Source organism: Actinomadura sp. NEAU-AAG7 (assembly GCF_018603865.1).
Classification (GTDB): domain Bacteria; phylum Actinomycetota; class Actinomycetes; order Streptosporangiales; family Streptosporangiaceae; genus Spirillospora; species Spirillospora litoris.
In genome coordinates this window covers 1693633-1710775 of sequence record NZ_JAHFZY010000001.1, presented here as the reverse complement: position 1 = coordinate 1710775, position 17143 = coordinate 1693633, and the positions used below count along the sequence as shown (strand labels likewise).

General features: G+C 72.2%; 16 protein-coding genes. 12 read left to right on the top strand and 4 right to left on the bottom strand.

Features of this window, described 5'->3' with window-relative positions; all coding sequences use genetic code 11:
* Genes KLI87_RS07780 through KLI87_RS07765 form a run of 4 tightly spaced genes read left to right on the top strand, consistent with a single transcriptional unit; the run spans position 1 to position 4882 of the window.
* The gene (locus KLI87_RS07780) at positions 1-1164 is read left to right on the top strand and encodes an FAD-dependent monooxygenase (RefSeq protein ID WP_214616357.1); all 1164 of its coding nucleotides are present in this window, start codon (positions 1-3) and stop codon (positions 1162-1164) included.
* On the top strand, positions 1164-2855 hold the full coding sequence (locus tag KLI87_RS07775; protein ID WP_214616356.1) for an NAD(P)/FAD-dependent oxidoreductase: 1692 nt from the start codon (positions 1164-1166) through the stop codon (positions 2853-2855). The genes KLI87_RS07780 and KLI87_RS07775 overlap by 1 nt, the downstream gene beginning before the upstream one ends.
* A 53-nt stretch (positions 2856-2908) precedes the next feature.
* Positions 2909-3568, top strand: a complete 660-nt coding sequence (locus tag KLI87_RS07770) for a hemerythrin domain-containing protein (RefSeq protein ID WP_156214148.1) — start codon at positions 2909-2911, stop codon at positions 3566-3568.
* A 24-nt stretch (positions 3569-3592) separates the two neighbouring features.
* A complete protein-coding gene (locus KLI87_RS07765) occupies positions 3593-4882 on the top strand; it encodes a cation:proton antiporter (protein WP_214616355.1) in 1290 nt (429 codons plus the stop codon).
* Between the two features lie 49 nt (positions 4883-4931).
* On the opposite strand, the gene KLI87_RS07760 is transcribed toward KLI87_RS07765, so the two are convergent.
* Positions 4932-5543, bottom strand: a complete 612-nt coding sequence (locus tag KLI87_RS07760; protein ID WP_246249327.1) for a MarR family winged helix-turn-helix transcriptional regulator — start codon at positions 5541-5543, stop codon at positions 4932-4934.
* A gap of 103 nt (positions 5544-5646) precedes the next feature.
* Here KLI87_RS07760 and KLI87_RS07755 point away from each other — a divergent pair, with 103 nt between their 5' ends.
* The 7 genes from KLI87_RS07755 to KLI87_RS07725 all read left to right on the top strand — a co-directional run bounded on the left by KLI87_RS07755 (position 5647) and on the right by KLI87_RS07725 (position 13122).
* Positions 5647-7365, top strand: coding sequence for an MFS transporter (locus KLI87_RS07755; protein WP_308165890.1), 1719 nt, complete (start codon positions 5647-5649; stop codon positions 7363-7365).
* Positions 7365-7841, top strand: coding sequence for a cupin domain-containing protein (locus KLI87_RS07750; RefSeq protein ID WP_156214150.1), 477 nt, complete (start codon positions 7365-7367; stop codon positions 7839-7841). Before KLI87_RS07755 ends, KLI87_RS07750 begins: the two co-directional genes overlap by 1 nt.
* Positions 7838-8485, top strand: coding sequence for a hemerythrin domain-containing protein (locus KLI87_RS07745; protein ID WP_156214151.1), 648 nt, complete (start codon positions 7838-7840; stop codon positions 8483-8485). Before KLI87_RS07750 ends, KLI87_RS07745 begins: the two co-directional genes overlap by 4 nt.
* A 60-nt stretch (positions 8486-8545) precedes the next feature.
* Entirely contained in the window at positions 8546-9073 is a 528-nt protein-coding gene (locus KLI87_RS07740; RefSeq protein ID WP_156214152.1) for a flavin reductase family protein, read from the top strand.
* A 4-nt stretch (positions 9074-9077) separates the two neighbouring features.
* The gene (locus KLI87_RS07735) at positions 9078-10598 is read left to right on the top strand and encodes an FAD-binding oxidoreductase (RefSeq protein ID WP_214616354.1); all 1521 of its coding nucleotides are present in this window, start codon (positions 9078-9080) and stop codon (positions 10596-10598) included.
* Positions 10599-10814: 216 nt separating this feature from the next.
* Positions 10815-11192 (top strand): nitroreductase family deazaflavin-dependent oxidoreductase, encoded by a 378-nt coding sequence (locus KLI87_RS07730; protein ID WP_156214154.1) that lies wholly within the window; start codon positions 10815-10817, stop codon positions 11190-11192.
* 148 nt (positions 11193-11340) lie between these two features.
* Positions 11341-13122 carry a biotin carboxylase N-terminal domain-containing protein gene (locus KLI87_RS07725; RefSeq protein ID WP_214616353.1) on the top strand — a complete coding sequence of 594 codons (1782 nt, stop codon included), beginning with the start codon at positions 11341-11343 and terminating at the stop codon, positions 13120-13122.
* 2 nt (positions 13123-13124) lie between these two features.
* Here KLI87_RS07725 and KLI87_RS07720 read toward each other — a convergent pair whose 3' ends face one another.
* The 3 genes from KLI87_RS07720 to KLI87_RS07710 all read right to left on the bottom strand — a co-directional run bounded on the left by KLI87_RS07720 (position 13125) and on the right by KLI87_RS07710 (position 16379).
* On the bottom strand, positions 13125-13982 hold the full coding sequence (locus tag KLI87_RS07720; RefSeq protein WP_156214156.1) for a helix-turn-helix domain-containing protein: 858 nt from the start codon (positions 13980-13982) through the stop codon (positions 13125-13127).
* Positions 13983-14261: 279 nt separating this feature from the next.
* Entirely contained in the window at positions 14262-14720 is a 459-nt protein-coding gene (locus KLI87_RS07715) for a MarR family winged helix-turn-helix transcriptional regulator (RefSeq protein WP_156214157.1), read from the bottom strand.
* A 24-nt stretch (positions 14721-14744) separates the two neighbouring features.
* Complete coding sequence (locus tag KLI87_RS07710; RefSeq protein WP_250903497.1) at positions 14745-16379, bottom strand: FAD-dependent monooxygenase; 1635 nt, start codon at positions 16377-16379, stop codon at positions 14745-14747.
* A 240-nt stretch (positions 16380-16619) separates the two neighbouring features.
* Here KLI87_RS07710 and KLI87_RS07705 point away from each other — a divergent pair, with 240 nt between their 5' ends.
* Positions 16620-17108, top strand: a complete 489-nt coding sequence (locus tag KLI87_RS07705) for a cupredoxin domain-containing protein (protein ID WP_214616352.1) — start codon at positions 16620-16622, stop codon at positions 17106-17108.
* The last annotated feature ends 35 nt before the right edge of the window (positions 17109-17143 follow it).

The following is a 17143-nucleotide window of genomic DNA, read 5'->3' as shown; positions in this document are numbered from 1 at the left end:
GTGGCGGCCGACGCCGACCCGCGGCAGGTCGTCGTGGTGGGGGCGGGCCCCGCCGGGCTGCTGCTCGCCGGGTCGCTCCGCCTCGGCGGGGCCGAGGTGACGGTGCTGGAGCGCCGCACCGAGCGCGCCACCGAGACGCGCGCCACCACGCTGAACGCGCGGACGATGGAGATCTTCGACAAGCTGGGCCTGCTCGACCTGCTCGGCGTCCCGCCCAACGAGCCGATGGGGCACTTCGGCGGCATCCCGCTCGACCTGTCCCAGGTCGACTCCCCCTACCCGGGCCAGTGGAAGGTCCCGCAGACGCGGGTCGAGGAACTGCTGGAGAAATGGGCCATCGAGCAGGGCGCGCAGGTGAGGCGGGGCGTCGGCGTCCGCTCGGTGCGCGTCCGCTCGACGTTCGCCGAGGTGGGCGGCGACGGGCTGGAGGAGCCGCTGCGCGCCGCCTACCTCGTCGGCTGCGACGGGCAGGACAGCACGGTGCGGAGCGAGGCCGGGATCGCGTTCCCCGGCACGTCCGCCACGCACGAGCTGCTCGCGGCGGACGTCGCCGGGATCGACGTCCCGAACCGGCGGTTCGAGCGGTTCCCGGCGGGGCTGGCCGTCGCGTCCAGGCGGTCGGACGGGCTGACCCGCGTGATGGTCCACCGGCACGGCCACCTCACCCCCCGCCGGATCGGCACGCCCTCGTTCGGCGAGGTCGCCGCCGCCTGGCGGACGGTGACCGGCGAGAGCATCGGGCACGGCACGGCCGTCTGGCTGCACGCCTTCGACAACGCCGCGCGGCAGGCCGAGCGGTTCCGGCGCGGCCGGATCCTGCTCGCGGGCGACGCCGCCCACCGGCAGATGCCGGTCGGCGGGCTGCCGATCAACCTCGGGATCCAGGACGCGCACGCCCTCGGCCCGGCGCTCGCCGCCGTCGCCACCGGGCGCGGCCCCGAGTCGCTGCTGGAGGACTACCACGACCGGCGGCACGGGACGGTGCGCAAGGCGCTCAGCGCGATGCGGGTCCAGGAGCAGCTGCTGCTCGGCGGCCCGGAGCAGGACCCGCACCGCGCCCTGATCGCCGACCTGATGACGCACCGGTCGGTCCGGCGCAAGCTCGCCGCGTTCGCCAGCGGCCTCGACCACCAGGAAGACGAGAAGGACGCAGAGGAGAAGTGATGTCCAAGACCGTGACGATGAAGAGCCCCGACAAGAGCGACGGGAAGACCCACCTCGTCGACGTGGTGATCCTCGGCTCCGGGCTGGCCGGTTCGGTCACCGCCTCGATCCTCGCGCGCCAGGGCGTCAAGGTCGCGCTGATCGACGCCTCGCAGCACCCGCGCTTCGCGATCGGCGAGTCGATGACCCCGCAGCTCGTCGAGTGGCTGCACATCCTCGCCGAGCGCTACGACGTCCCCGAGATCAAGGGCCTGACCTCGATCACCGCCAGCACCCGCGACATCGGGCCGACGTTCGGCAACAAGGCGCACTTCGGCTTCATGCGGCACTACCCGGGCAAGGAGCCCGACCCGCGCGAGTCCACCCAGTTCACCATCCCCAAGATCCTCACCCAGGCGAGTCACATGTTCCGCCAGGACTCCGACTCGTTCATGTTCCACGCCGCCTGCCGGTACGGCAGCGTCACCCGGCAGAACTGGCGCGCCACCGACCTGGACTTCGACGACGACGGCGTCACGGTCACCGGCAAGAACGGCGAGGTGTTCCGCGCCCGGTACCTGATCGACGCGAGCGGGTTCCGCTCGCCGCTGGCCGAGAAGTTCGGGCTGCGCGAGACGCCCGCCCGCTTCAAGCACCACTCGCGGTCGCTGTTCACGCACTTCGTCGGCGTCCGGCCCTTCGACGAGGTGAGCCGGCACCCGCGCAAGGAGCGCCCGCCGAAAGCCTGGCACGAGGGCACGATGCACCACCTCATCGAGCGCGGCTGGTTCTGGATCATCCCGTTCGACAGCTACAAGAAGTCCAAGAACCCGCTGTGCAGCGTCGGGCTCACCATCGACCCGCGCCGCTACCCCAAGCCCACCGACATGACGCCCGAGGAGGAGTTCGAGTCCTTCCTCGACCAGTACCCGGCGGTCAAGCGGCAGTTCACCGACGCGCACCGGGTCCGCGAGTGGGTGTCGACCGACCGGCTCCAGTACTCCTCGTCCCGCACGATCGGCGACCGCTGGTGCCTGATGTCGCACGCCGCCGGGTTCATCGACCCGCTGTTCTCGCGCGGCCTGTCCAACACCTTCGAGGTCGTGGACGCGCTGGTGCACCGGCTGCTCGGCGCGCTGAAGGAGGACGACTTCAGCGAGGAGCGCTTCGCCTACGTCGAGCAGCTCGAACGGGGCCTGCTGCACTTCAACGACGAACTCGTCAACAGCTCGTTCATCTCGTTCGAGAACTTCGAGCTGTGGAACGCGATGTTCCGGGTCTGGGGCGCGTTCATCACGCCCGGCGTCATGCGGCTCACCCGCGCCCGCATGCTCTACCTCAAGTACGGCCGGGACGAGAGCTTCCTCGAACTGGAGGACGCGCCCTACCCCGGCCTGTGGTGGCCCGAGAGCGACAAGTTCAAGAACCTCCTCGAAGGCGCCGCCGAGGCGTGCGAGAAGTACGAGGCCGGCGCGCTGACCGGCACCGAGGCCGCCGCGATCGTCCACCGGCTCATCCAGACCACCGACATCGTCAACCCGGTGTTCGGCTGGAAGGACCCGGAGCAGCGGCACATCTTCCCCACCACCTTCATGATCGCGCGGTTCCTGTACTGGGCGTCGGTGCAGGGCCCGCCCGAGATGAACGAGCTGGGCCGCGAGTTCATGAAGGGCATCCTCAAGAACGGCGTGAAGATGCGGAAGCTGCTCTAGCGCCGGACGGCCGACCGCGCACACCCCCCACCACACCTTCGACAGGGAGAGACATGGAAGCCCCCGACCGTCTGCTGGCGATGAACGCCGCGCACGCGGCGTTCCGCCGCGACCTGGACCGGCTGGCCACCGCCGCCGGCCGCGCCGACCTCGCCGACCCCCGCCGCCGCGCCGCGCTGCTGGCGGGCTGGCGCACCTTCAAGACCCAGATGCGCAAACACCACCAGGGCGAGGACGACCACATCTGGCCCCGCCTGCGCGAGCGGCTTTCGGGCAGCGAGAACGCCCTCTCGGTGCTGGCCGAGATGGACGCCGAGCACGCGCGGCTCGACACGCTGCTGAAGGCCGTCGACGACACCCTGGAAACGCCTGGTCAGAACGGCGTGACCGGGGGGTCGGCGCCGGCCGGGCGGGCGGAGGTCGAGGGCGCGGTACGCGAGCTGCACGAGGCGCTGTCGGCCCATCTCGGCCACGAGGAGCGGGACGCGTTGCCGCTGATCGGCATGGCTCTCAGCGATGCCGAATGGGACGATGTCATGGACGCGATCCGGGCCTCGGCCGACCTCGCGTTCGTCGCCGAGTACCTTCCGTGGCTGGCCGACGGCGCGACGGGCGAAGAACTGGAGCGCATCGAGACGATCGTGCCTCCGCCCTTCCGGGCGGTCTACCGCCAGGAGTGGAGGCCCGACTACGCCCGGACCGACCGCTGGTGAGGAAGGCGTCCGATGTTAGATTCCATGGCCCCCCCGGCCGACACCAGGATCGCGATCATGTTCGCCGGTGTGGCGGTGGTACTGCTCACCGGGATCCTCTTCGGCCGGATCGCGAAGACGGTCCGCCAGCCCCTCGTCATCGGTGAGATCACGGCCGGCATCATGCTGGGCCCGAGTCTCATGGGCCAATTCCCGGGTAATCCTACCAAGCAACTTTTTCCCGGGGACGTGCGGCCGCTGCTGTCGGCGGTCGCGCAGATCGGCGTGATCCTGTTCATGTTCTCGGTCGGGTGGGAGTTCGAGAGGAAGCTCATCCGCAAGCACCTCACCGCGGCGGCGGGGGTGTCGCTGATGTCGGTCGCGCTGGCCTTCGGGCTCGGCGTCGCGGCCGCCTCGGTGCTGTACCCGCGGCACGACTCGGTGGACGGGCACCACGTCTCCGCGCTGGCGTTCTCGGTGTTCCTCGGCGCCGCGATGTCGGTCACCGCCTTCCCGGTGCTGGCCCGCATCCTCAGCGACCACCGGATGGCCGGGACGCGGATCGGCACGCTCGCGATGGCCAGCGCCGCCGTCGACGACGTGCTCGCCTGGTGCATGCTCGCCTACGTGTCGGCGCTGGTCACCTCCGACGGCGACCCGTCCGAGCTCGGCACGATCGCGCTGCGTTCCGCGGTCTACGTCGCGCTCATGTTCGCGGCCGTCCGTCCGCTGCTCCGGGCGCTGGTGGCGCGGCTCACCGGCGCCGAGCAGTGGCGGACGCTGCTCGGGGTGCTGTGCGCGGGGGCGCTGCTGTCGGCCTGGGCGACGACCTGGATCGGCATCCACGCCATCTTCGGGGCGTTCCTGTTCGGGTTCGTCACGCCGCGCGAGCCGGCGGAGCGGCTGGTCGAGCACGTCCGGCGGCCGCTGGAGCACCTCAGCCTGATCCTGCTGCCGGTGTTCTTCATCGTCACCGGCCTCGGGGTCGACATCGGCGGGCTGCACGGCACGCAGTACCTGGAGCTCGCGCTGATCATCCTGGTGGCGTGCGCCGGCAAGATCGTGGGGGCCGCCGCGCCCGCGCGGCTGGCGGGGATGACCTGGCGGGAGACCGGGACGCTCGGGCTGCTGATGAACACCCGCGGGCTGACCGAGCTGATCATCCTCAACGCGGCCGTCGGGCTGGGCGTCCTGGACGGCCAGATGTTCACGATGATGGTGCTGATGGCGCTGGTCACGACCGCGCTGGCGGGTCCGCTGCTGCCGCGGGGCGAGGCCCTGGAGCGGCTGCGGGAGCGTCCCGCCGAACTCGTCCCCGCCCGGTCCCCCGGCTGAGCCGGGCGACCGGGGCCGCGGGGGCCCGCTCGACCCGCCGGGCGGACGTTCAGTCCGTCCGGCGGGGGCGGCCCGGGGCCTTGGACCGCCGGTGCGCCTCGCGCAGCACCGTGACGTGGGCGCGCATGATGCCCGACACCGTCCGCAGGTAGTCGAGGATCACCTCGCGGTCGCGGGGGCTCAGGGCCAGCCGGAGCCCCTCGTAGGTCTCATCGAGCGGCTCGAACAGCCGGTACAGCTCGGCGATCTTCTCCGGGACGGGCCGGATCAGCTGCCTGCGGCGGTCCCTCGGGTCGCGCTCGCGGGTGACGAACCCGGCCGCCTCCAGCCGGTCGACGACCCCGGTGATCGCGCCGGTCGTCAGCCCGGTCAGCTCGGCGAGCCGGCCGGAGGTGACCGGCTCGTCCTGGGTGGCCTCGGTGACGTGCCACAGGCAGAACGAGTCGCTCGGGCTCATGCCCATCAGGGCCGCGCCCGCGGAGTTGAGCGCCACGGCCGCGAGCGCCACCTCCTGGGTCGCGGCCATCAGCCGGCGGAGCGACGGCCCGTCAGGCGAACCGCCCGACGGGCCGCCCGCGCTGGTAGATGGCCTGGAGGACGTCTCGTCCCCGCTGGTCGGCGTGCCGTCGAAGGCGATGTCCCCGCGTGGTTCCGTCGTCATCCTTGACACCTCAAAACCGGTTTCCTTAGCATCTATATAGTTCACTAGCTTATCGATTAAGGGCTCGGATGAGCCCATCAACTAAGGTAACTGGAGGCCCCTCGTGGTCCAGGACGTGCACAGCCGGCCCGACCCGCCGGGCCCTCCCGCCGACTGGGAGGACCTGGACCCCCGGCGGTGGCTCGGCCTCTCGCTCGTACTGGTCGCCGGATTCATGGACCTGCTGGACGCCACGATCGTCAACGTGGCGATCCCGAGCATCCAGCGTGACCTCGACGCCCAGTACGCCTCGATCGAATGGATGGTGTCGGCCTACCTGCTGGCCTTCGCCTCCGTCCTCATCACCGGCGGCCGGCTCGGCGACATCGTCGGCCGCAAGCGCATGTTCCTGATCGGTGTGCTCGGCTTCACGGTCGCGTCCACCCTGTGCGGCATCGCGCCGACGCCGGGCGTGCTGATCGCCTCGCGCTTCCTGCAGGGCGCCATGGCGGCCCTGATGGTTCCGCAGATCCTCGCCATCATCCACGTCACGTTCCCACCCGAGGAGCGCGGCAAGGTGTTCGGCCTGTTCGGGGGCATCATCGGCTCGGCGGCGGTGGCCGGGCCGATCCTCGGCGGCATCCTGGTGGAGGCGAACCTGTGGGGCCTGCAATGGCGTCCCATCTTCCTCGTGAACATCCCCGTCGGAGTGATCGTTTCGATCCTGGCATGGCGGGTGCTGCGCGAGTCCAAGTCCCCCACGGCCGCCAAGCTCGACCTGCTCGGCGTGGTGCTGGTGACGGCGGCGGTGCTGCTGGTCATCTACCCGCTCACCGAGGGCCGCGCCAACGGCTGGCCGCTGTGGGGCTACCTGATGATGGTCAGCGCCATCCCGGTGCTCGCGGTGTTCATCGTCTATGAACGGCGCCGCACCGCGACGGTCGGCTCCCCGCTGGTCGTGCTGCGCCTGTTCAAGGCCCGCGCGTTCGACGGCGGCCTGCTGGTGTGGCTGCTGTTCCAGGTGGCGCTCGGCGCGTTCTTCTTCGTCTGGACGCTCTACATGCAGTTCGGCCTCGGCTGGACCGCGCTGCACGCCGGCCTGACCGCCGTCTCGTTCGCGCTGGGCGCCTCGCCCGCCGCGGGCATCTCCATCCAGGTGCTCACGCCCAAGTTCGGCCGCAAGGTCGTCATGGCCGGGGCGCTGCTCAACGCGGCCGGGTTCGGCGCCTACATCTGGGCGATCCACCACTACGGCACCGACATCACCTCCTGGGAGATGGTGCCGCCGCTGGTGCTGTCGGGCTTCGGCTTCGGCCTCGTGGTCGCGCCGATCACCGACATCGTGCTGTCGGGGGTGCCGACGCGGGACGCGGGCTCGGCGTCCGGCCTGTTCAACACCACCCAGCAGCTCGGCGCGGCACTCGGCATCGCGCTCGTCGGCGTGCTCATGTTCCACCTGATCGCCCAGCAGGCCGACGGCAGCGTCGACGAGGTCGAACCGAAGCTGCGGGCCGACCTCGCGGCCGTCCAGGTCACCGGGCAGCAGCAGGACGCCCTGGTCCAGGGCTTCCGCACCTGCGTGAGCGACCGGGCGAACGCGACCGACCCGAGCGCCACGCCCGAGAGCTGCCGGCAGCCGGTCATGGGGGCGCCGAACCCGCAGGCCGCCCAGCAGGTGGCCAAGGTCCTCACCGACAACGGCACGGAGGCGAACGCCAAGGACTTCTCCAAGTCGTTCACCATCGGGCTCGGCTACCTGATCGGAGCGCTGATCATCTGCTTCCTCGGGATGTTCACGCTGCCGCGCCGCGCGACCTACGACTCGACGATGGCGGACACCTGATGATGACCAAGCCTCTGCATCTCGACGACGTCACGCCCGTCCGCTGGGGCGGGCAGGAGGCCGCGCGGTTCCTGCTGCGCGGCACCGACACCGCCGGGCGGTTCTCGCTCTACGAGGTGAGCCTCCCGGAGAACGAGGGCTCGATCGTCCACACGCACGAGCACATGGACGAGACGTTCTTCGTCGTGGAGGGCCGGATCACCGTCCGGCTCGGCGACGAGGAGTTCGACCTGCGCGCGGGCACCGTGCTGTTCTGCCCGCGCGCGATCCCGCACGCGTTCCGCAACAGCGGGACGGGCACCGCGAAGATCCTCTGCGTCACCACACCCGGGGGCATCGAGGACTTCTTCGAGGAGCTCTCCGCCCTGATGGCGGGCGCGACGCCCCCCGAGTGGCCGCGCATGCGCGAGGTCGCGGCACGCCACGGCATCGTCGCCCACCCGCCCGCGACATCCTCGTCTGGGGAGAGGACATGACCCACAGCAACGTCAGTGCCCGCTATGTCGACAACGAACGGCTCATCGCGCTGAACGCCTCCCACGCGGCCTTCAGGCGCGACCTCACCAAGATGGCGCGCGTGGCGACGGTCGCCAACTTCCGCGATCCGGCGCATCGCAGGTCGATCCTCAACGGGTGGGCCGTCTTCAAGAACCAGCTTGAGCAGCACCACTCGCACGAGGACCGGTTCATCTGGCCGAACCTGCGGGAGAACATGGCCAACAGCGAGGCGGCCATGTCCGTCCTGGACGACATGGAGTCCGAGCACGCGCTGATCGACCCGCTGCTGCGCTCGGTCGACTACGCCTTCGAGCACCACGAGACCGCCGACCTGGCCGCCGTGCTGGACGAGCTGAACTCCAAGCTCGGCTACCACCTCACGCACGAGGAGCACGACGCGATCCCGATGATCGTCGAGGCGATCCCCGAGAAGGAGTGGAAGAAGATCGTGTCCGGCATCAAGAAGGCGTCGATGTCGGGGGCGCCGGAGTTCATGCCGTGGGTCACCGAGGGGGCGACCGACGGCGAGGTCAAGCGGATCCTGAGCATGCTCCCCCCGCCCGCGCGCCTGATCTACCGGCGCGTCTGGGTCCCCAAGTACCGCAAGGTCAGCCGCTGGTAGTCCGCTCCGGCAGTCGCGATCCTCGGTCCGGTCCGTCCGGGCCGGGGATCGTTTCCGTTCATGGAGGTTGATGTGTCCGTGATCGACCCGAAGACCCTGCGGAATGTCTGCGGGCTGTTCGTCACCGGCGTCACCGTCATCACCACCGAGGAGGAGGGGAAGCCGACCGGCACCACGGTCAACTCCTTCACCTCGGTGTCCCTCGATCCCCCGCTCGTCCTGTTCTGCCTGCACAAGGACTCGCGGCTCGCGCCGGCCCTGGCGCGCTCGCGCAGCTTCGGCGTGAACTTCCTCGCCGGCCGGCAGGAGCGCCTCGCGTGGGCGTTCGCCGGCCGCGACCCCGCCGCGCTGGAGTCGGCCGTCCACCACACCACCGAGACCGGCGTGCCGGTGCTCGGCGAGGCGCTGGCGTTCCTCGCCTGCCGGCTGGTGAACGAGTACGACGGCGGCGACCACACCATCTATCTCGGGGAGGTCGCCGAACTCGGCGGCTCCCGCCACGGCGCGGAGCCGCTGGTCTTCTTCCGGGGCTCCATGGGGGTCCTGGAGGAGCAGCTGCTCGGCATCCATCCCATTCTGGACGGGTGAGGCAATGACGGTCAGTCGCAGAACCTTCCTCGGCGCCGGTGCGGGCGCCCTCTCGCTGCCGGTGCTCACGGGGTCGCTGGGCCCCGCGCGGGCGGCGGCCCGGGCGCGGGCCACCCCGTGGGACGCGCTCGCCTCCCGGTTGCGCGGCACCCTCGTCCAGCCCGGCGACGCGGCCTACGAGCAGGCCAAGCAGCTCGACCTCGGGCAGTTCGACGCGGCGCGCCCGCAGGCGGTCGCCTACTGCCAGAGCCCCGCCGACGTGTCGCTGTGCCTGCGTTTCGCGCAGGACAACGGCGTCCCGCTGACCCCGCGCAGCGGCGGCCACAGCCTGGGCGGGTACTCGACGACCCAGGGCCTGATCGTGGACGTCTCGCGGCTGAACGCCGTCACCCCGGGCGAGGGCACGGTGCGGTTCGGCGCGGGCGCGCAGAACATCGACCTGCTCACCGGGCTCGCCCCGCACGGCCGCGCGGTCGTCGGCGGCGCGCACGCGACGGTCGCGGCGGGCGGGTACGTCCAGGGCGGCGGGGTCGGCTTCCTGACCCGGAGGCTCGGCATGGCCTGCGACGCGATGACCTCGGCCGAGGTCGTGCTCGCCGACGGGCGCGTCGTCACCGCGTCCCGGCGGCGGCACCCGGAGCTGTTCTGGGCGCTGCGCGGCGGCGGTGGCGGCAACTTCGGCGTGGTCACCTCCTACACCGCGACCACGGCGCAGGTCGGGACGGTCGCGGCGGCCACCCTCGCCTGGCGTTTCGACGACGCCGCCGACCTCCTCGACGGCTACACCCGCTGGCTGGTGGACGCGCCGTCCTCGATCGGCGGCATCGTGCTCGTGTTCCTGCCGGACGCGGCGCCCGGCACCCCGCCGGTCGTCGCGCAGCAGCTCGTCGGGACCGGCGGCCCCGAGCAGCTCACCGCCGAGGTCGACCGGATGCTGTCGCTGGTGGGGAGGGCCCCGCAGTCGAACCGGGTGGCCGAGCTGCCCTATCGGGACCTGATGATGAACATCTACGGTTGCGCCACGCTCAGCACCGACCAGTGCCGCCGCGTCGGCACCCGGCCGGACGCCCGGTTGCCCCGCACCCCGTTCGGCCTGGCCCGCAGCCGCCTGTTCAGGGGACCGATCCCGCGCGCCGCCTGGGACCGGGCGCTCGCCGTGTTCGACACCGCGCGCGTCCCCGGGCAGCGCCACCAGATGGAGGTGCTCGCGCTCGGCGGCGCCGCGAACGCCCCGGGGCGGACCGACACCGCCTACGTACACCGCGACAGCCTTTTCAACATCCAGTACGTGACGCCCGTCTTCCAGCCGACCGACGAGGGGCGCGCCGCCGCCCGCGCCTGGGTGGACACCGGGTTCCAGGCGATCGACCCCCATTCCAGCCGCGAGTCCTACCAGAACTTCATCGACCCCGCGCTGCCCGGCTGGCAGCGCGCCTACTACGCCGAGAACTATCCGAGGCTGAGCCGGATCAAGCACGCCTACGACCCGCACGGCGTGTTCCGCTTCGCCCAGGGGATCCGCTGATCCCCCGCGCCCGGCCTTTCCGGCCCCGCTGACCTTTCCCACCCTTCCGACCCGCCCGTTCCTGAGCGTCCGGCCCCCTGAGCCCGGGGCCCGCGCGCCGGGCCGGGCCTCCACGGCCGCGTCTCCGCCACCCGTCCGGCGGGGACGCGGCCATCGCCGTGCCGGGGCGCCCGGACAACGCCCCCTCTCCCCGTACAGAAGAAAGAGGTGTCGCCGATGTCGATCCAACGACGGCTCGCGAGGTTCAACAAGATCGTTGCCAACCGCATCATCGGCCGTCCGATGGCGCGCATGCCCGGGTTCGGCGCGCTGTTCCACACCGGCCGCAGGTCGGGGCGGCTCTACCGGATCCCCGTCAAGGTGTTCCGGCGCGACGGCGTCTACGTGCTGCCGATGCCCTACGGACCGGACTGCGACTGGGTCCGCAACGTCGTCGCCGCCGGCGGCTGCGAGCTGCGCACCCACGGGCGGCGGGTGAAGCTCGCCGACCCGCACGTGATCATCGATGAGCGGCAGCACGACATCCCGGCCCACATCCGGTTCGTCCTGCTGCGGCTCGGCATCAAGCACTTCATGGTGCTCAACCCCGTCTGAACCCCGCGGATCGCGGACGGCGCGCCGGCGGCTCCGCGCCCGCCGGCGCGCCGTCCGATCCGCGCCCCACCGACCCAGGGCCGCACCGACTCAGGGCCCCACCGATCCGGGGCCGCGACCCGCGGGCCCGCTGCCGAGAGGAAGAGCCGTGCGCAGGATACTGATCGCCAACCGCGGGGAGATCGCGGTCCGCATCGCCCGCGCCTGCCGCGACGCCGGGCTGACCAGTGTCGCCGTCTACGCCGAGCCGGACCTGGACGCGCTGCACGTCCAGGTGTCCGACGAGGCGTACGCGCTGGGCGGCGCGACCGCCGCCGACTCCTATCTGGACATCGGCAGGGTCCTCGAAGCGGCGAAGAAGGCGGGCGCGGACGCCGTCCACCCCGGCTACGGCTTCCTGGCCGAGAACGCCTGCTTCGCGAGGGCCGTGCAGGACTCGGGGCTGACGTGGATCGGGCCGCCCCCCGACGCGATCAACGCGCTCGGCGACAAGGTCAAGGCCCGCGCCCTCGCGCAGCGGGTCGGCGCGCCGCTGGTCGCCGGGACGGACGGCCCGGTGTCGGGCGCCGCCGAGGTCGAGGCGTTCGCCCGCGAGCACGGGCTGCCGATCGCGATCAAGGCGGCCTACGGCGGCGGCGGGCGCGGCCTGAAGGTCGCCCGCACGATGGACGAGGTCCCCGAGCTGTACGAGTCGGCCGTCCGGGAGGCCGTCGCCGCGTTCGGGCGCGGCGACTGCTTCGTCGAGCGCTACCTCGACAAGCCGCGCCACGTCGAGACGCAGTGCGTGGCCGACGCGCACGGCAACGTCGTCGTCGCCTCCACCCGCGACTGCTCCCTCCAGCGCCGCCACCAGAAGCTGGTCGAGGAGGCCCCGGCGCCGTTCCTCACCGCCGAGCAGGACGCGCTGCTGCGCGAGGCGTCGAAGGCGCTCCTGCGCGCCGCCGGGTACGTGGGCGTCGGCACCTGCGAGTTCCTGGTCGCGCAGGACGGCACGATCTCGTTCCTGGAGGTCAACACCCGGTTGCAGGTCGAGCACCCGGTGACCGAGGAGGTCGCGGGCCTCGACCTCGTCCGCGAGATGTTCCGCGTCGCGGCCGGTGAGCCGCTCGGCTACGACGACCCGCCGGCGCGCGGCCACTCGATCGAGTTCCGGATCAACGCCGAGGACGCCGGGCGGGGGTTCCTGCCCGCCGCCGGGACGCTGGCGCGGTGGGAGCCGCCGTCGGGGCCGGGCGTCCGGCTGGACTCCGGCTACGTCGCGGGGCAGACCGTCCCGCAGGTGTTCGACTCGCTGATCGCCAAGCTCGTGGTCACCGGCGCGACCCGCCGCCAGGCGGTCGAGCGCGCCCGCCGCGCGCTCGCCGAGTTCGGCATCGCGGGGCTGCCGACCGTGCTGCCCTTCCACCGCGCCGTCCTGGACGACCCGGCGTTCGTCCCCGCCGACGACGACGCCCCGTTCACCGTCCACACCCGGTGGATCGAGACCGAGTTCGACAACCGGATCCCGCCGTGGGAGCCGGACGCGGCGGCCGACCCGGCCGAGGCGGACGCGGGCGAGCGCGAGCGGATGACCGTCGAGGTCGACGGCAGGCGCGTCGAGCTGGTGTTCCCGCCCGGGTTCGGCGCCCCGGCGCCCGGCGCCGTGCCGCTCAACGGCGGCGTGGTCGCCCCGGCGCGGCGGCGGCCCGGGAAGGGGCGCGGCGCCCGGACGTCCGGCGACGCGCTCGTCTCCCCCATGCAGGGCACGATCGTCAAGATCGTCGCGGCGGACGGCGCGGCCGTCGAGGCGGGCGACACCGTCCTGGTCCTGGAGGCCATGAAGATGGAGCAGCCTCTCGCCGCGCACAAGGCCGGGACGGTGACCGCGCTGTCCGCCGAGGTCGGCCAGACCGTGACCTCCGGCGCCGTGCTCTGCACGATCGAGGGCTGAGCTCAGGTGGGGCGCTCGACGTGGTCGGGCGTCCCGGCGCTCCAGCTCGTCAGGAAGTTGAGCGCCTCCGCCGACGGCGACCCGGCCTCGGCGGTGTAGGTGACGAGGACCTGGTCGGGGTCGGAGGGCAGCCGCAGCGTCTCGAAGTCGAGCACGAGGTCGCCGGCGACCGGGTGCCGCAGGTGCTTGCGGCCGTGCGCCTTGTCGTGCACGTCGTGGCTCGCCCACCAGTGCCGGAAGTCCGCGCTCTTCACCGACAGCTCCCCGACCAGCGCGGCCAGCTCCGGATCGTTCGGATGGCTGCCCGCCTGGAGGCGCAGGTAGGACACGGTCTCGCGGGCCTTGACCGTCCAGTCGTCGAACAGGTCGCGGATCTCCTGCTCCAGGAAGATCATGCGGCCCCAGTTGCGCAGCGCCGGCGGGCGCGCGGCGAAGTCGGTGAACAGCACGCAGGCGAGCCGGTTCCAGGCGAGCACGTCCACCCGCCGCCCCACCACGTACGCGGGGACGTTCGCGCTCATGTCGAGCAGCCGCTGCAATCCCGGGCGCACCCGCTCCGGGCGGGGCGGGCGGCGCCGCGCCGGCACGGGCTTGGCGATGTTGCGCAGGTACGCCTGCTCGTCCTCGTTCAGCCGCAGCGCCTGCGCGACCGCGTCGAGCACGGCGGCCGAGGCGTTGCGGGCCCTGCCCTGTTCGAGCCGGACGTAGTAGTCCACGCTGACGCCCGCGAGCTGCGCCAGCTCCTCCCTGCGCAGGCCGGGCACCCGCCGCTTGCCGAGGGCCGGCAGGCCGACGTCCTCGGGGCTCAGGCGGGCGCGCCTGGACCTCAGGAACTCGCCGAGTTCGGTTCGCTGGTCCATGGTCCCAGTGTCACCCCTTTCCCCTTCCGATGCCTGTGCCTGGTAGACCTAGGTAGCAGAGTCCTAGGGACGTCAGGACACTGGGCAGCATCCCGCCTGGGGAGCATGATTCGAGCATGCACCGGCGGGATGATGATGAACGGCACCGATCCCGGCGGTGCCCCCCGCGCCGGTACGGGCGACGCAGACGCTGTGCGGGGTGTCGGCCTCTCCCCGGCATCCCGCACAGCCTTTCCCCTCCGTTTCAGCCTTGTCTTCGGCCTTCGCCGGCCGTGCCGCTCAGCGCGCCTTCTTCGGGGCGTCGACCGCCGCCGTCAGCACGCCGGAGCAGCGGCCCAGATACTCGATCAGTTGACCAGCCTCCCTGGTGTCGAACTCCGCGCTCAACCTCGACTCGATCGTGACCGCGGCGGCGTCCGCCTCGGCCAGCAACGATCTCGCCTTCCTCGTCAACCGGACCTCAAGGATGTGGCTGTGGATCGGATGGGGCGTTCGCTCCACCAGCCTGCGTGATTCGAGCGTCGCGAGGACCGACGACATCGTCTGCGGTGTGACCAGGCAACGTCGCGCCAGCGCCGCCCCGGAGAGCCCGGGCTCGTGCGAGAGGACGAGAAGGACCGTGTACTGCGGGACGTTCAGGCCGAACGGCCGCAGGGCCACGGTCTTCGCGGCGATGAGCTCCTGCTCGACCCGTTTGAGGTGGTGGCCGAGCCGCTGCTCGATCGGAAGTGCACTCATTGTGCCATCATAGACCAGATACTATTAAGGTGTCTGATTCCATTTCGAGGCTTGAGCCCTATCAGCCGTGGTAGCGGCCGCCGCCCCCACCGCCGCGGCCGCTCCGAGCGTCGCACGCAGTTCCTCCCTCAGCCGGTCGAGGTCTCCGTCGTGGCCGTGGGCCGCGAGATGGCCGTCCGGCCGGACGAGGTAGTAGGACGGCCGCGCGCACGCCCGCGCGCCGGACGCCGCGGCGACGCGCACCTGCGGCCACGGCGCCGCGGCCTCCTCCAGCGCGCCGCACCACCTCTCGTCGCCGTGCGCGATCCCCACCAGCCTCCATTTCGCGGCGTCCGCGCCGCCGCCCTCGCGCGGGAACACGCCGCCGACGCGCAGGCCCCCGCCCGGCAGGCGGCCGCGCGCCAGGCGGCAGCCCGTCCGGTCCGAGGGTTCCTGGGTCTCGCGCACCTGCGGGTAGGCGAGCCTGCGCCCGGCCATGACGGGGACGTAGTGCCGCGCCATCACACCCGACCGGTCGAGCAGGCGGAACGCCGCGTCCCGCGCGGCGACCTGGAGCGGGTGCTTGAGCATCCACCCGCGCGTCTGGATGTCGGTCTCCCGGACGACGCGCCGCGCGACCGCCTTGCGCTCGGGCTCGTAGGTGGCGAGCAGCCCCGCCGGAGCCTCCCCGTGCAGCACCGCCGCGATCTTCCACGCGAGGTTGTGCGCGTCCTGGAGCCCGGTGTTGAGCCCCTGCCCGCCCGCCGGGCTGTGCACGTGCGCGGCGTCGCCCGCGAGGAACACGCGGCCGAGCTGGAAGTCGGTCGCGTGCCGCCGGTGGACGCGGAAGACCGCCTCCCACACCGGATCCACCAGCCGCACGCCCCGCGGCCCCTGCTCGTCGACCACGCGTTGCAGCAGCGGCACGCTCACCCGCCGCCCCGGCGGCAGGCTGGTGAAGAACCGGTACACCCCCTTCGGCAGCGCGACGACGACCAGCGCCCCGGCGGGCGACTGGTAGTACAGGGCGCGGTCCGGCGGCAGCTCCCCCTCGATGTGCGCGTCCACCAGCGCGAACGCGGTCTCGTAGGTGGCGCCGGTGAAGGCCGTGCCGAGCTGCGCGCGGACGGCGCTGCCCGCGCCGTCCGCGCCGATGACGAAGCGGTGCCGGGCGCGTTCGACCCGGCCGTCCCCGGAGTGTTCGAGGATCGAGGTCACCGTCCCGCCCTCGGCGATCCGGCCCGAGTAGTCCAGGCCGTCGAAGGCCAGCAGCCGCACGCCGCGCTCGATCGTCCCGCCGAGCGCGTGCAGGGCCCCGGTCAGCACCCGCTCGGTCTCGCTCTGCGGCAGGCAGAGCGGGGCGAGCGCGGGCGGGAAGTCGAACGTCGCGAGTGGCCGTCCGGCGGAGTAGTAGTCGAAGGCGTTGATCAGCAGGCCGGCCTCGTGGGCGGCGCCGAGCGCGCCGAGATCCTCCAGCAGGTCGAGGCTGCGCGGCCACAGCAGCAGCGCCTTCGGAAAGGGCGAGGGGGCGGGCGCCCGGTCGATCAGCCGGACGCCGACGCCGCGCCGCAGCAGTTCGCACGCGGCCATCAGCCCGGTCGGCCCCGCGCCGACGATCAGCACATCTCCCGGCGCGTCCCCGCCGGTCGCGGAAGCGATGGGTTTCGTCTCGGAACTCAAGAGGTCAAACCTCCCCGTACGGTCCGTCTTCCCGGTGGCCAGAACTTTATATTCATTCGACCTCAGATGACTATAAGACACCGAATGATCTGGTCAGTCTAGACATCGCCGCACCCGGAAGGGTGGTCACGCCAGACCTAGGTAGCGGGGACCCAGGAAAGACAGAACCCTGGGCACCCGCCGCCGCGCCCCACACGATGGGAAACGTCAGAGACCATCGCGCCGAGGGGGAGGCAGGCGATGCATGCCAAGGTCGGAGTCGCGGGCGCGGCCGGCGCCGCACTGTGCGCCCTCGCCCTCGCCGTCGCGAGCTGCGCCGGGTCGCCGGACGGCACCGGGGCGCACGCCCACGGGACCGCCGGCGGCGCGACCGGCGGCGCGGCCACCCTCGGCACCGAGGGGACCGGCGACCCCGGAGCACCGGCCGGCGCGGCGGGCGCTCCGGTGTTCCGGCTCGCCGCCCAGAGCGACGGGTCGCACGCGTTCGACCACAACCGGCACACCGCGTCCGGCGACCGGGTCCTGCTCGTCTTCCGCAACGACTCGGGCATCCCGCACGACATGGTCGTCGAGCGGGACGGCCGGGTCGTCGGCCGCACCCGCGTGATCACCAGGGGCGAGACGCAGGCGCTGGTCACCGGGCTCACCCCCGGCCGCTACGCGTTCTACTGCTCGGTCGGCCGGCACCGCGGCGACGGCATGGAGGGCGTCCTGGAGATGACCTCCTGAGCCGCGGGCCATCCGGGCCACCGAGCCGGAATCCA

Coding starts and splice junctions, on each gene's coding strand:
- KLI87_RS07735 (WP_214616354.1), top strand. CDS start 9,078: ATGACGGTCAGTCGCAGAACCTTCCTCGGCGCCGGTGCGGGCGCCCTC.
- KLI87_RS07760 (WP_246249327.1), bottom strand. CDS start 5,543: ATGACGACGGAACCACGCGGGGACATCGCCTTCGACGGCACGCCGACC.
- KLI87_RS07715 (WP_156214157.1), bottom strand. CDS start 14,720: ATGAGTGCACTTCCGATCGAGCAGCGGCTCGGCCACCACCTCAAACGG.
- KLI87_RS07740 (WP_156214152.1), top strand. CDS start 8,546: ATGGAGGTTGATGTGTCCGTGATCGACCCGAAGACCCTGCGGAATGTC.
- KLI87_RS07730 (WP_156214154.1), top strand. CDS start 10,815: ATGTCGATCCAACGACGGCTCGCGAGGTTCAACAAGATCGTTGCCAAC.
- KLI87_RS07765 (WP_214616355.1), top strand. CDS start 3,593: ATGGCCCCCCCGGCCGACACCAGGATCGCGATCATGTTCGCCGGTGTG.
- KLI87_RS07770 (WP_156214148.1), top strand. CDS start 2,909: ATGGAAGCCCCCGACCGTCTGCTGGCGATGAACGCCGCGCACGCGGCG.
- KLI87_RS07775 (WP_214616356.1), top strand. CDS start 1,164: ATGTCCAAGACCGTGACGATGAAGAGCCCCGACAAGAGCGACGGGAAG.
- KLI87_RS07750 (WP_156214150.1), top strand. CDS start 7,365: ATGATGACCAAGCCTCTGCATCTCGACGACGTCACGCCCGTCCGCTGG.
- KLI87_RS07745 (WP_156214151.1), top strand. CDS start 7,838: ATGACCCACAGCAACGTCAGTGCCCGCTATGTCGACAACGAACGGCTC.
- KLI87_RS07720 (WP_156214156.1), bottom strand. CDS start 13,982: ATGGACCAGCGAACCGAACTCGGCGAGTTCCTGAGGTCCAGGCGCGCC.
- KLI87_RS07705 (WP_214616352.1), top strand. CDS start 16,620: ATGCATGCCAAGGTCGGAGTCGCGGGCGCGGCCGGCGCCGCACTGTGC.